This window comes from Sphingomonas sp. KR3-1, assembly GCF_040049295.1.
Lineage (GTDB): Bacteria > Pseudomonadota > Alphaproteobacteria > Sphingomonadales > Sphingomonadaceae > Sphingomonas.
Genome location: NZ_JBDZDQ010000001.1, coordinates 1,129,631 through 1,141,872 on the forward strand (window position 1 = coordinate 1,129,631; position 12,242 = coordinate 1,141,872).

14 protein-coding genes are annotated in these 12,242 nt (G+C 67.4%); 5 read left to right on the forward strand and 9 right to left on the reverse strand.

Annotation, left to right across the window (positions count from 1 at the left end):
* Nucleotides 1-38: 38 nt before the first annotated feature.
* Nucleotides 39-2,591, forward strand: coding sequence for a type I DNA topoisomerase (topA, locus tag ABLE38_RS05620; protein ID WP_348973174.1), 2,553 nt, complete (start codon nucleotides 39-41; stop codon nucleotides 2,589-2,591).
* Between the two features lie 100 nt (nucleotides 2,592-2,691).
* Here topA and ABLE38_RS05625 read toward each other — a convergent pair whose 3' ends face one another.
* A complete protein-coding gene (locus tag ABLE38_RS05625; RefSeq protein ID WP_137864493.1) occupies nucleotides 2,692-2,988 on the reverse strand; it encodes a sel1 repeat family protein in 297 nt (98 codons plus the stop codon).
* 104 nt (nucleotides 2,989-3,092) lie between these two features.
* Entirely contained in the window at nucleotides 3,093-3,929 is an 837-nt protein-coding gene (gene panC / locus ABLE38_RS05630) for a pantoate--beta-alanine ligase (protein ID WP_348973175.1), read from the reverse strand.
* A gap of 79 nt (nucleotides 3,930-4,008) precedes the next feature.
* Here panC and ABLE38_RS05635 point away from each other — a divergent pair, with 79 nt between their 5' ends.
* A complete protein-coding gene (locus ABLE38_RS05635; RefSeq protein WP_348973176.1) occupies nucleotides 4,009-4,803 on the forward strand; it encodes a division plane positioning ATPase MipZ in 795 nt (264 codons plus the stop codon).
* Nucleotides 4,803-5,051: a DnaJ domain-containing protein gene (locus ABLE38_RS05640; protein ID WP_348973177.1), complete on the forward strand. Its 249-nt coding sequence runs from the start codon at nucleotides 4,803-4,805 to the stop codon at nucleotides 5,049-5,051. Before ABLE38_RS05635 ends, ABLE38_RS05640 begins: the two co-directional genes overlap by 1 nt.
* Here the strand turns inward: ABLE38_RS05640 and ABLE38_RS05645 are convergent, their stop codons facing one another.
* On the reverse strand, nucleotides 5,052-5,360 hold the full coding sequence (locus tag ABLE38_RS05645) for a hypothetical protein (protein WP_348973178.1): 309 nt from the start codon (nucleotides 5,358-5,360) through the stop codon (nucleotides 5,052-5,054).
* Nucleotides 5,361-5,500: 140 nt separating this feature from the next.
* On the opposite strand from ABLE38_RS05645, the gene ABLE38_RS05650 reads away from it, so the two are divergent.
* Both ABLE38_RS05650 and ABLE38_RS05655 read left to right on the forward strand, forming a co-directional pair.
* Entirely contained in the window at nucleotides 5,501-6,889 is a 1,389-nt protein-coding gene (locus ABLE38_RS05650) for a phosphomannomutase/phosphoglucomutase (RefSeq protein WP_348973179.1), read from the forward strand.
* A gap of 188 nt (nucleotides 6,890-7,077) precedes the next feature.
* Nucleotides 7,078-7,842, forward strand: coding sequence for an exonuclease domain-containing protein (locus tag ABLE38_RS05655; RefSeq protein ID WP_348973180.1), 765 nt, complete (start codon nucleotides 7,078-7,080; stop codon nucleotides 7,840-7,842).
* 140 nt (nucleotides 7,843-7,982) lie between these two features.
* Here ABLE38_RS05655 and ABLE38_RS05660 read toward each other — a convergent pair whose 3' ends face one another.
* From ABLE38_RS05660 to fghA, 6 genes are all read right to left on the reverse strand, one after another.
* Nucleotides 7,983-8,462: a DUF1440 domain-containing protein gene (locus ABLE38_RS05660; protein ID WP_348973181.1), complete on the reverse strand. Its 480-nt coding sequence runs from the start codon at nucleotides 8,460-8,462 to the stop codon at nucleotides 7,983-7,985.
* A 63-nt stretch (nucleotides 8,463-8,525) separates the two neighbouring features.
* Nucleotides 8,526-9,446, reverse strand: coding sequence for a TraB/GumN family protein (locus ABLE38_RS05665; protein ID WP_348973182.1), 921 nt, complete (start codon nucleotides 9,444-9,446; stop codon nucleotides 8,526-8,528).
* Nucleotides 9,447-9,474: 28 nt separating this feature from the next.
* A complete protein-coding gene (locus tag ABLE38_RS05670) occupies nucleotides 9,475-9,879 on the reverse strand; it encodes a hypothetical protein (protein ID WP_348973183.1) in 405 nt (134 codons plus the stop codon).
* Nucleotides 9,872-10,084 (reverse strand): helix-turn-helix transcriptional regulator, encoded by a 213-nt coding sequence (locus ABLE38_RS05675; protein ID WP_348973184.1) that lies wholly within the window; start codon nucleotides 10,082-10,084, stop codon nucleotides 9,872-9,874. The genes ABLE38_RS05670 and ABLE38_RS05675 overlap by 8 nt, the downstream gene beginning before the upstream one ends.
* A 103-nt stretch (nucleotides 10,085-10,187) precedes the next feature.
* Entirely contained in the window at nucleotides 10,188-11,411 is a 1,224-nt protein-coding gene (locus tag ABLE38_RS05680) for an FAD-dependent oxidoreductase (RefSeq protein ID WP_348973185.1), read from the reverse strand.
* On the reverse strand, nucleotides 11,408-12,241 hold the full coding sequence (gene fghA / locus ABLE38_RS05685; RefSeq protein WP_348973186.1) for an S-formylglutathione hydrolase: 834 nt from the start codon (nucleotides 12,239-12,241) through the stop codon (nucleotides 11,408-11,410). The genes ABLE38_RS05680 and fghA overlap by 4 nt, the downstream gene beginning before the upstream one ends.
* Nucleotide 12,242 lies beyond the last annotated feature (1 nt).

The window sequence follows — 12,242 nt, forward strand, 5'->3', positions numbered from 1 at the left end:
CACCTTACACGCGTACACGTGAGGATCGCTTACCCCCCATGCAGCTCGTCATCGTAGAATCGCCGGCAAAGGCGAAGACCATCGAGAAATATCTCGGCAAGGACTATCGGGTCCTCGCCTCCTACGGCCATGTCCGCGACTTGCCGGCGCGCGACGGCTCCGTCGATCCCGACGAGGGGTTCGCAATGGAGTGGGAGACCTATGCGGATAAGTCGAAGCAGCTGAAGGCCATCGCCGACGAGGCGAAAAAGGCCGACCGACTGATCCTCGCGACCGACCCTGATCGCGAAGGCGAGGCGATCAGCTGGCACGTGCAGGAGGTCCTGCGCAACAAGAAGGCGCTGCCCAAGGAAGTGGAGCGCGTCACCTTCAACGCGATCACCAAGCCTGCGGTGCTGACCGCGATGGCGCATCCGCGCGAGCTCGATACCGACCTGATCGACGCCTATCGCGCCCGTCGCGCGCTCGATTACCTGGTGGGCTTCACGCTGTCGCCGGTGCTGTGGCGCAAGCTGCCGGGCGCCAAGTCGGCCGGCCGCGTCCAGTCGGTGGCGCTGCGCATCCTCGTCGACCGCGAGCGCGAGATCGAAAGCTTCAAGGCGCAGGAATATTGGTCGGTCACCGCCGACATGGAGCAGGACGGCACGCCGTTCCAGGCGCGGCTGGTCAAGTACAAGGGCGACAAGCTCGACCGGCTGTCGATCGGCGACGGCAAGACCGCCGAGGCGGCCAAGAACGCGGTCGAGGAAGGCCGCTTCACCGTGGTCTCGGTCGAGACCAAGCCGGCGATGCGCAACCCCGCCGCGCCCTTCACCACCTCGACGCTACAGCAGGAGGCCGCGCGCAAGCTGGGCTTCTCGGCCAGCCACACCATGCGGATCGCGCAAGGTTTGTACGAAGATGGCGCGATCACCTATATGCGTACCGACGGCGTCCAGATGGACCCGGGCGCGATCCAGGAGGCCCGCAAGGCCGTCGCGACGCGCTATGACGGCAGCTATGTGCCCGACAAGCCGCGCGTCTACACCGCCAAGGCCAAGAACGCCCAGGAAGCGCACGAGGCGATCCGCCCGACCGATTTCAGCAAGGACAAGGCGGGCAGCGGCGACCATGGCCGGCTCTACGAGCTGATTTGGAAGCGCGCGCTGGCCAGCCAGATGGCGAGCGCCCGGATGGAGCGCACGACGATCGACCTGGAGGACGCGACCAGCCAGTACGGGCTGCGCGCCACCGGCCAGGTGGTGATCTTCCCCGGCTATCTCGCGCTCTACGAGGAAGGCCGCGACGACGAGGGCGACGAGGATTCGCGCCGCCTGCCGCGGATGAGCGAGGGCGCGACCCCGGCCAAGAAGGCGGTCAACGCCGAGCAGCACTTCACCCAGCCGCCGCCGCGCTTCAGCGAAGCCTCGCTGGTCAAGCGGATGGAGGAGCTCGGCATCGGCCGACCGTCGACCTATGCTTCGGTCATCCAGGTGCTCAAGGATCGCGCCTATGTCCGCCTCGAGAAGAACCGCTTCTTCGCCGAGGAGAGCGGGCGGTTGCTGACGGCGTTCCTCGAGCGTTTCTTCCAGAAATACGTCAACTACGACTTCACCGCCGAACTGGAGGAGGAGCTGGACGACGTGTCGGGCGGCCGCGCCCAGTGGCAGGCGGTGCTCGAGGCGTTCTGGAAGGACTTCAAGCCGCGCACCGCCGACGTGATGGAGCAGAAGCCTTCGGACATCACCGCGGCGCTCGACGAGTTCCTTGCACCCTATCTCTTCCCCGAAAAGGCGGACGGCAGCGATCCGCGCCTATGCCCCAATTGCGGCAACGGGCGGCTGGCGTTGCGCGGCGGCAAGTTCGGCGCGTTCATCGCCTGCTCCAACTATCCCGAATGCAAATACACCCGCCGCTTCGCCCAGCCGGGCGGCGAGGACGGGGCGGACAGCGGGCCGGAAGTGCTTGGCAACGATCCCGACACCGGGCTGCCGGTCGAGCGCAAGTCGGGCCGGTTCGGGCCGTACATCCAGCTTGGCGAAGGCAAGGAAGCGGCACGCGCCTCGATCCCCAAGGACGTCGAGCTCGATCTGGAGCTCGCGCTCAAGCTGCTCAAGCTGCCGCGCGTGATCGGCGACCACCCGGAGACCGGCAATCCGATCACCGCCTCGATCGGCCGCTATGGCCCGTATCTGGCGCATGACGGCAAATATGCGCGGCTGCAGGGGACGATGGAAGTCTTCGAGACCGGCATGAACGCCGCGGTGGTCAAGCTGGCCGAGGCGGCGGCGAACAGCGGGCGCCCTGCCCGCGGGGCGTCGCGCGAGCCGCTCAAGGTCCTCGGCAAGCATCCGCGCACCGAAGCCGAGATCAAGCTGATGGACGGGCGCTACGGCGCGTACGTGACCGACGGCGAGACCAATGCGACGCTGCCCAAGTCGATCGACAAGGACCAGCTGACGCTCGAGGAAGCCGCCCAGCTGATCGACGCGCGCGCGGCGGCGGGTCCGGCCAAGGGCAAGGGCAAGAAGAAGGCGCCGGCCAAGAAGGCTGCCGCGAAGAAGCCGGCGGCGAAAAAGGCGCCGGCGAAGAAGGCTGCGGCATCCAAGTGAACCGTTCCCCGGCGAAAGCCGGGGCCCAGGGCGACGAGCGATACGGCAGAGAGACCCTGCCCCCCGGCTTCCGCCAGGGATCAGGTCAGCCAGTCGCGAGTCAGGCCGCGCGCACTTCGAAGCCGCGGAGCCACGCGCGGGCGGCCTTCTGGGCTTCGATGATCTCGCGCGCGGTCATGTCCTCGGCGATTTCCGCGCGGCATTCCTGCGCACGGCTGTCACCCGTCACCGCGGCGATGTTGAACCATTTATGGGCCTCGATCAGATCGACGCCGACGCCGTCCGCGCCGCTCGAATAGACCATACCCAGATCATAACACGCGTTGGCATCGCCGCGGGCCGCATCGCGCAGCCGGCTTTCGATCAGGAAACGCGCACTCTTCAGGCTGCTGCCCATGTCGGTCACCCCTATCCCACACCCATTCGTGGTGGCTTGGGGTTTGGCACCCGAATTCGAAACAAATGGTTAACAGCGTTAACCGTATTTGTTCAGGTCCGGAGTTACGCGGGTAGCGCGATGTTATCGATGAGCCGGGTGCCGCCGATCCGGGCGGCGGCGAGCAGGCGCATCGGCCGGCCGGGCTGCGGATCGCCCAGGCTCTCGGCATCGGCGAGCGCGACATAATCGACGTCGAAGCCGGCGGCGGTGAGCGTCTCGCGTGCCTGGGCGAGTGCCTCCTGCGCGTCGCCCCCCTCCCCGATCGCCTTCGCCACCGCACCGAGCGCGCGCGGCAGGGCGACGGCCCTGGCGCGGTCCTCGGGCATCAGGAAGGCGTTGCGCGAGGAGAGCGCGAGGCCGTCGTCATCGCGCTGGGTGAGCACGGACTGGACGTCCACCGCGAGGTTGAGATCCACGGTCATGCGGCGGATCACCGCGAGCTGCTGCCAGTCCTTCTCGCCGAAAAAGGCAAGGTCGGGCTGGACCTGGTTGAACAGCTTGGCGACGACGGTGGCGACGCCGTCGAAATGGCCGGGGCGGTGCGCGCCCTCGAGCACTTCGCTGACGCCCGAGACCGAGACGTTGGTCGCGAAGCCCTCGGGATACATCACCTCGACCGGGGGCAGCCACAGCAGGTCCACGCCGGCGCCGGCGAGCAGGCGCGAATCCGCGGCCTCCTTGCGGGGATATTTGGCGAGGTCCTCGTTCGGGCCGAACTGCTTCGGGTTGACGAAGATCGAGACGACCACGCGGTCCGCGGCGCGCCTGGCCGCGTCTACCAGCGCCATATGCCCGTCATGCAGCGCCCCCATGGTGGGGACGAGGGCGACGCGCTCGCCGGCCTGGCGCCAGGCGGCAATCGCCTCGCGAAGGGCTTCGAGCTGACGGACTGTTTGCACGCGTTAACACTTTCGATAAGACGGAAGCGCGGCCTTCTATGGGGGGGAGGCGGTTCGATCAATAAAGGATGTTGGTACGTTGAGCGAAGGATCGAAGCGGTTGCACGTCCTCGTGTTCGCGAACGAGAAGGGTGGCACGGGGAAGTCCACCACTGCCGTTCATACCGCGATTGCGCTGGCATCGAAGGGAGCGCGCGTCGCGTGCTTCGACCTGGACCACCGCCAGCGGACGATGGGGCGGTATCTCGACAACCGCGCCGCGACGTCGAAGCGGATGGGCCGCGAGCTGCCGATGCCGGTCTATGACACGCATGACGGCGAGAGCATGGCCTATTTCTCCGAGGCGCTCGACAAGCTGGGCGAAGGCGCCGACTTCCTGGTGATCGACACGCCGGGCCGCGACGACAAGTTCGCGCGGATCGCGGTGACCAATGCCGACACGCTGGTCACGCCGATGAACGACAGCTTCGTCGACTTCGACCTGATCGGCCAGGTCGATCCCGACACGTTCAAGGTGGTGCGCCCCAGCTTCTATTCCGAGCTGATCTGGGAATCGCGCAAGCGCCGCGCCAAGGCGGACGGCGAGACGATCGACTGGGTCGTCCTGCGCAACCGCATGCAGCACATCGAGGCGCGCAACATGAAGCGCGTGTCGGAGGCGATCGACCAGCTTTCCAAGCGCGTCGGCTTCCGCGTGATCTCGGGGCTCTCCGAGCGCGTGATCTACCGCGAGCTGTTCCCCCAGGGGCTGACCATGCTCGACAGCCGCGAGTTCGGCGAGATGGGGCTGGCGCATGTCGCGGCGCGCCAGGAGCTGCGCGAGATGATGGCCGGGCTGGCGCTGCCCGAAGTCACCATGCCGCTGTTCGCCTGATGGCGAAGCTGATCATCGCCTGCCTGGTGCTCTACGCGCTCTATTCGCTCGTGCTGAAGCCCAAGCCCAAGGGACCGCGCATGCCCGAGGAGGAAGCGCGCGCGATCCTCGGCGTCGACGCCGGCGCCGGCGAGGAGGCGATCCGATCGGCGCATCGCCGGCTGATCTCTGCGGTCCACCCGGACAAGGGCGGATCGGCCGAGCTCGCGCGCCGGATCAACGCGGCGCGCGATACGCTGCTGCGCTGATCAGAAGGGCCCGCCGACCGTCGAGAGCATCTGCTGCTGGCGATTGAGCTTGTCGGCCTTGGCACGCAGATAGGCGAGGTGTTCGCCGCTGAGCGTGCCGCCATCGGCCTTGCGCAGGCGCAGCGCTTCGCGGGTGAGCGCCGCGCGATCGTCCTGCAGCTTGCGCAGCGCGAAATGCGGATAGGTCGACGACATGGGCGTATCGACGAAGCTGGGATTGGGCGGCAGGTCCGACGCGGACTGGGCCTGGGCGGCGCCGGCGAGCAGGAGACCGGCCGAGAGCAAGGCGGCGGCAAGCGGCTTCATCATCATGCTTCTCCTCACGGGCGGGCAGCTTCCCACCGCGATGTGACTGCCGGATTTCCTCGTTTTCAGCGCGGTTTTGCGCCCGCATTGCAACTTCCGCGCGCGTGGTGGATTAGGCGGGCAGCATTTCCCCGGGAGGCATCATGACGCACATCTTCAACCCCACTTCGCTGCGCGAGTACGACATTCGCGGGATCGTGGGGGAGACCCTCGGCCCCGATGACGCACGCGCGATCGGCCGCGGCTTCGCAACGCTGCTGCGCCGCGTCGGCGGCACTCGCGTCGCCGTGGGCCGCGACGGTCGCCTCTCCTCGCCGATGCTCGAGGAAGCGCTGATCGACGGGCTTACCCGCTCGGGCGTCGATGTCGTGCGCACCGGCATGGGCCCCACCCCGATGCTATATTATGCCGAGGCCACGCTGGAGGTGGATGGCGGCATCCAGATAACCGGCAGCCACAATCCCGGCCATTACAACGGCTTCAAGATGGTGTTTCAGCACAGCAGCTTCTTCGGCGAGCGGATCCAGGAGCTCGGCAAGATGGCGGCCGAAGGCGACTGGGAGGAAGCCGAGACGCCGGGCAGCGTGACCGAAGCCGATGTCGAGGACCTCTATGTCAGCCGACTGATCGCGGGCTATGCCGGCGGCGCCTATCGCATCGGATGGGATACGGGCAATGGCGCCGCCGGCCCGGTGGTCGAGAAGCTGGTGAAGCTGCTCCCTGGAGAGCATCATACGCTGTTCACCGAAGTGGACGGCAATTTCCCCAACCATCATCCCGATCCTACCGAGGAAAAGAACCTCGCCGATCTCAAGGCGCTCGTCGCGGAGAAGCAGCTCGATTTCGGACTTGCCTTCGACGGCGACGGCGACCGGCTGGGCGCGATCGACGGGCAGGGCCGCGTGGTTTGGGGCGATCAGCTTCTGTCCATTCTGGCTGAACCTGTGCTGCGCGTGGAGCCCGGCGCGACGATCATCGCCGACGTGAAGGCCAGCCAGATGCTGTTCGACCGAGTCGCGGAGCTCGGCGGCAAGCCGCTGATGTGGAAGACCGGGCACAGCCTGGTGAAGACCAAGATGAAGGAAACCCATGCGCCGCTCGCCGGCGAGATGAGCGGCCACATCTTCTTCGCCCAGGACTATTATGGCTTCGACGACGCGCAATATGCCGCAATCCGGCTGATCCAGGCGATCCATGTGATCGGCAAGTCGCTGACCCAGCTCAAGGACGAGATGCCCAAGCTGGTCAACACGCCCGAGATGCGCTTCCAGGTCGACGAGAGCCGCAAGTTCGCGGTGGTCGACGAAGTGCTCGACCGGCTCGAGGCCGAGGGCGCCGACGTCAACCGCACCGACGGCGCGCGGGTGAACACCCCCGACGGCTGGTGGCTGCTGCGCGCCTCGAACACGCAGGACGTGCTGGTGGCGCGCGCCGAGGCCAAGGACCAGGCCGGGCTCGACCGGCTGCTCGCGATGATCGACGACCAGCTCGCCAAGAGCGGGCTGAAGCGCGGCGAGCAGGCGGCGCACTAGGTCTTCCTTCTCCCCTTGTGGGAGAAGGAAGGGGCCCGCGCCGGAGGCGTGGGAAGGATGAGGGGGAATGTATCGGCCTACGACTCCCCCTCACCCTTCCGCCGACTTCGTCGGCTCCCTCCCTCTCCCACAAGGGAGAGGGAGAAATTGACTCGCAATTCTGCGCTTCTGCCCCCACATGCGCGGTCATGGCGTCATCCCACCCGCCCATCATCCGCGTCATCGACCTCGAGACCACCGGCGACAAGCCGCCCGCGCATGCCGTGGTCGAGATCGGCTGGCAGGACGTCGCGCTCGGCAAGGACGGGCGCTGGGAGCTCCATGGCGAGGGCGGCAACCGGATGGTCAATCCCGGCCGGCCGATCCCGCCACTGACCATGGCGATCCACCATATCCGCGACGAGGACGTCGCCGACGCGCCCTGGTGGCACGACGTCGCGCGGCCGATCCTCGACCCCTGGCCGCGCCGCGTCGCGCTGGCCGCGCACCGGGCGACCTTCGAGGAGCAATATTGCACGCCCTCGCTGACCCGCGGCGCCGACTGGATCTGCACCTGGAAGTGCGCGCTACGGCTGTGGCCCGACAGCGGCGGCTTCTCGAACCAGTTCCTGCGCTACTGGCGCAAGCCCGAAGGGCTGGTGCATGAGCGCGGCCTGCCCGCGCACCGCGCCTTCCCCGATGCCTATGTGACCGCGCATCATCTGCGCGATATGCTCAACGAAGCGAGCGTGGCGCAGCTGGTCGAATGGTCGAAGGCGCCCGGGCTGCTGCCGCGCGTTCGCTACGGCCCCGATCGCGGCAAGGAATGGAGCGAGATCGACGACGATTCGCTGGCGGTGTTCCTGAACGACCGCGACGAGGACGTGCGCTTCACCGCGCAGACCGAGCTGGCGCGGCGCCGCGGCGGCGGCCCGGTGGGGCGCGACGCACCGACGCAGAATTTGCTGTTTTAAACCCTTCTCCCTTTGGGAGAAGGGAGAGGCCCGCCGCCGAAGGCGGTGGGAAGGATGAAGGTGAGCGCCCTCGAAGCAATTCAGCCCTTGGCGAGGCCACCCTCACCCAACCCTCTCCCAGAGGAAGAGGGCTTTAAGGCCTACCGCTTCCCCGCGATCAGCCAGCGCACGCCTTCGAGCACGATGCCGTAGACCAGGTGCGACGCCGCGCCATAGGCGTGCTGGGCGAGCGGAGTGTCTTCCGGACCCGGCGCGAGCCCGGCGGCGGGCACCGCGGCCTCGTCGAGCAGCGCGCTGGTGGCGATGCCATAGGCACTGCCGAAGCCGGCGCTGGCCTCCGGCTTGTACTCGGTGATCACCCCGTAGATGCCGCCGAGCACCGCGCCGGTGATGTAATGGACCGCCTGGCCCGCCTGCTCGCGATACGGCTCGGGCACCGGCGCGTCGATCAGCGCCTTGCTCGCCACATCGGCGGCCTTCACCGTGGCGGGATCCCCGTCCTTGCCCTCCTCGGGCAGCAGCTTTTCGGCCTGGTGCTGGAAGGCAGCCATCGCCGCCGAGGCGATGAGCCCCGCGGCGACGCCGGCGAGCAGACCGAGAAGGGGACGAGGCTTTGCCATCAATATCTCCGGAAGCAGGGACGGGCTTCGACGCGCCCTCCCTGCCCGGCTCAACCGGTCACATCAATATTGGATGCGCTCTGCCTTGAGATTGTGCTTGGCGAGCTGCGCCTGGACGCTGTCGCTGCCGGCCAGGTGCCCGGCGCCGACCGCGATGAACACCGTGCCCGGCTTGGCCATGCGCGCGGTGATCCAGTCGGCCCAGCGGGCATTGCGATCGGTGAGCAGCAGCTTGCCGACCTCGGGCGTCTTGCGCATCTCCTCGTTCAGCGTCTTGCCGAGCGTATCGGGATCGCCGGCGCTCCACTGCTCGACCATCTTGTCGAGCAGCGGGCCGATATTGTCGAATTCCTTGACCGTGCTGGCGAGAAACTTGACCTGCACGTCCGCCGGCATCGTGTCGAAAAAGCCGATCTGCTGGTCGAAGGTCTCGAGGCCCTCGATCTTCTTGTTCGCAGCCTTGGCGGCGGCGGTGATCGTCATCTCGGCGCCGCTGTCGGGCGCGTAGCCGAGCTTGGCGAGCGGCGCCGTGCTCAGCGTCATCGCGGCGAACCAGGGCTCGAAGCGGTCGAGCGCGGTGGCGGGCATGCCGAGGCTGGTGAGCGCGGCGGCATAGGACTGGCGGGCATCCGCGGGCAGCTTGGCGGTAAGCGCCGGATCGGTCGCCGGCGCGACCGCGGCCTTCATCACCACGCCCTGCATCGTGGCTGGATCGGGCATGACCATCTCGAGCACCACGGTGTCGCTCTTGTCGAACGCGGCCTTCACCGCCTCGTCGAACCAGCTGAGGCCGGGCTTGAGCACATGGACGGTGCCGAACAGATAGATGGTGGTGTCGCTGTCCTTGACCACCCAGATCGCCGGATCGGCATCCTTGGTGACCGCTGCGGCGGGCGCGGGCGCCGCCTGGGCATAGGCGAGCGCAGGCAGCGAGACGAGCGCGGTGAACCCCGCAAGGGCAGTGATCAGCTTCTTCTTCAACATGGCGAAAGCCCTCCAGTTTCGCGGCCGATCAGGGCCGGAGCTTCTTCCAGAAATAGGCGACGGACATCACGACCATTGTCGCGATGAAGAGAATCTCATGGTCGGGCTCGCGGACGACCGCGCCCTTCCAGAGGAAATACCAATTGGCATAGGCGATGATGTAGAAATTGAGCGCGATCGTGCCGGCGACATAATTGTCGCGCCGCTCGACCTCGTCGACGCTGCGCAGGAAATACCAGGTGCCGCCACCGACACCGAAGGTGAGAAGGACCGCAATCGCGATCGCCACCGCCGCGGGCAGCATCCCGCTGTTATGCTGCATCACGACGAGCGCCGCGCCGGTCAGGCCGCCGAGCAACATGAAGCCGGCCATCAGCGCCCAGAAGCGGTTGTTGCGCGCCTTCTCGGCGCGTTCGCCCGGCCCCTCAGTCATCCCCACCTCCCGAACCGTCATCGGAAAATATCTCCTCGATGGGCATGCCGAACAGGCGCGCGATCTTGAAGGCGAGCGGCAGCGACGGATCGTACTTGCCCGTCTCGATCGCGTTGACCGCCTGGCGCGACACGCCGAGCCGGCCGCCAAGCTCCGCCTGGCTCCAGTCGCGTTCGGCGCGCAGCACTTTCAGCCGGTTTCGCATCGCGTGCTTGGCATGTCCCCAGGACCTTACACTCTGTCAGGTACACCTTACATAGCGAGTCGCGGCAGATTGTCAACAAGACCTGACAGTTTGTCAGGTGTGGTTAACTGGCGGCAAGCGCCTTGAGCGGCGTGGCGGTATCGGCCAGCGCGGCGGGATCGAGGGCCAGGTCCTCGACCACCAACTTGCGGCCCTGGACATAGTCCTTGACCGCATTGACGCAGTCGAGCGCGATCACCCGGCCTTCGCGCAGATAGAGCAGCGAGAAGCTGCGCGTGGCGGGATCGCCGCGCACCACCAGCTGGTCATGACCGGTGGAGAGGCCAACGGTCTGGAGCTTGAGGTCATACTGGTTCGACCAGAACCAGGGGACGGCGTCATAGCCTGCCTCGACCCCGCAGATCGTCTTCGCCGCGACGGTGGCCTGGTCGTTGGCGTTCTGGACCGATTCGAGGCGGATCGCCGCATCGGCAGCGTAGCGGTTCGCGTGGAGCGCGCAGTCGCCGATCGCGAAGACGTCGGCGAGGCTGGTGCGGCACTGGTCGTCGACCAGCACGCCGTTGCCGCCGGCAGCCCCCGCGTCGAGCAACGGCGCCACCGCGGGGAGGATGCCGATGCCGACGATCGCCATCTGCGCAGGGATCACCTCGCCATCCGCCAGGCGGACGCCGGTGACCTTGTCGGAGCCTTCGATCGCCTCGACCTGGACGCCGAGGCGGATTTCGACACCGTGGGCGCGGTGCTCGGCCTCGAAGAAGCGCGACAGCGGCTCGCCGGCGACGCGAGCGAGGACGCGGTCCTGCGCCTCGAGCACGGTGACCTGCTTGCCGAGCTTGGCGAGCACGGCCGCCGCCTCGAGCCCGATATAGCCGCCGCCGATCACCGCGACGCGCGCCACGCCGTCCAGCTCGCGCATCATCTGGTCGACATCGGCGCGGGTGCGCACGGTATGAATGCCCGCGAGGTGGTGACCGTCGCACGACAGGCGGCGCGGCTTGCCGCCGGCGGCCCAGATCAGCTGGCCGTAGCCGATCGCCTCGCCATTGGCGGTGACATGGTGCGCAACCGGATCGACCGCGGTAACGGTGCGGCCCGGCAGCATCGTCACCTGGCGCTCCTCCCAGAAGGCGGCATTGCGGATCAGCAGCCGCTCGAACGGCTTCTCGCCCGAGAGATATTCCTTGGAGAGCGGCGGGCGCTCATAGGGCAGCTCGGGCTCGTCGCCGAGCAGCACGATCGTCCCTTCGAACTTGTTCTGGCGCAGCGCGATCGCCGCCTGGGCGCCGCCATGGCCGGCACCGACGATCAGGACGTCGTAGCGGCTCATGCCTTCAGCCTCTCCGCATGCCAGGCGACGTGATCGCCGAGAAAGGTCGAGACGAAATAATAGCTGTGGTCATAGCCCGGCTGGAGCCGCTGGGTGAGCGCTATCCCCGCCTTGGCGCAGGCGGTAGCTAGGAGGTCGGGGCGGAGTTCCTTGTCGAGGAACGGATCATTGGTTCCGGTGTCGACGAGCAACTCGGGGATGCGCGCGCCGTCCTCGATCAGCGCGACGGCGTCGTATTGGCGCCAGGCCGGGCCCTGCTTGCCGAGATAGCCGGCGAGCGCCTTCTGGCCCCAAGGCACCTGGCTCGGCGCGACGATCGGCGAGAAGGCCGAGACCGAGCGGAAGCGCTCCGGGTTGCGCAGGCCGATGGTGAGCGCGCCGTGGCCACCCATCGAATGGCCGGTGATGCTCTGGCGGGCCAGGTCGGCGGGGAACTCGGCGGCGACCAAAGCGGGCAGCTCGGTCTCGAGGTACGACCGCATCCGGAAATGCGTCGACCAGGGCTCCTGGGTGGCGTCGAGATAGAAGCCGGCGCCCTGGCCGAAATCATAGGCCTCGTCATCGGGCACGCTGGGGCCGCGCGGCGAGGTGTCGGGCGCGACCAGGATCACGCCGTGCTCGGCGCATGCCTGGCGATACTCGCCCTTCTCGGTGACATTGGCGTGGGTGCAGGTGAGGCCGGAGAGATACCAGAGCACCGGCAGCGTCGCGCCGGGTTCATGCTCGGGGACGAAGACCGAGAAGGTCATCTCGGTGCCGGTGACGGCGGAGGCGTGGCGATAGACGCCCTGCACGCCGCCATGCGCCTTGTTCGAGGAGAGGAGTTCCATG

What these genes read in the sequence shown, in the direction of transcription:
- ABLE38_RS05640 (WP_348973177.1), top strand. Translation starts at nt 4,803, where the DNA reads ATGGCGAAGCTGATCATCGCCTGCCTGGTGCTCTACGCGCTCTATTCG.
- topA (WP_348973174.1), top strand. Translation starts at nt 39, where the DNA reads ATGCAGCTCGTCATCGTAGAATCGCCGGCAAAGGCGAAGACCATCGAG.
- ABLE38_RS05645 (WP_348973178.1), bottom strand. Translation starts at nt 5,360, where the DNA reads ATGATGAAGCCGCTTGCCGCCGCCTTGCTCTCGGCCGGTCTCCTGCTC.
- ABLE38_RS05675 (WP_348973184.1), bottom strand. Translation starts at nt 10,084, where the DNA reads ATGCGAAACCGGCTGAAAGTGCTGCGCGCCGAACGCGACTGGAGCCAG.
- ABLE38_RS05660 (WP_348973181.1), bottom strand. Translation starts at nt 8,462, where the DNA reads ATGGCAAAGCCTCGTCCCCTTCTCGGTCTGCTCGCCGGCGTCGCCGCG.
- ABLE38_RS05680 (WP_348973185.1), bottom strand. Translation starts at nt 11,411, where the DNA reads ATGAGCCGCTACGACGTCCTGATCGTCGGTGCCGGCCATGGCGGCGCC.
- ABLE38_RS05670 (WP_348973183.1), bottom strand. Translation starts at nt 9,879, where the DNA reads ATGACTGAGGGGCCGGGCGAACGCGCCGAGAAGGCGCGCAACAACCGC.
- fghA (WP_348973186.1), bottom strand. Translation starts at nt 12,241, where the DNA reads ATGGAACTCCTCTCCTCGAACAAGGCGCATGGCGGCGTGCAGGGCGTC.
- ABLE38_RS05625 (WP_137864493.1), bottom strand. Translation starts at nt 2,988, where the DNA reads ATGGGCAGCAGCCTGAAGAGTGCGCGTTTCCTGATCGAAAGCCGGCTG.
- ABLE38_RS05650 (WP_348973179.1), top strand. Translation starts at nt 5,501, where the DNA reads ATGACGCACATCTTCAACCCCACTTCGCTGCGCGAGTACGACATTCGC.
- ABLE38_RS05665 (WP_348973182.1), bottom strand. Translation starts at nt 9,446, where the DNA reads ATGTTGAAGAAGAAGCTGATCACTGCCCTTGCGGGGTTCACCGCGCTC.
- ABLE38_RS05655 (WP_348973180.1), top strand. Translation starts at nt 7,078, where the DNA reads ATGGCGTCATCCCACCCGCCCATCATCCGCGTCATCGACCTCGAGACC.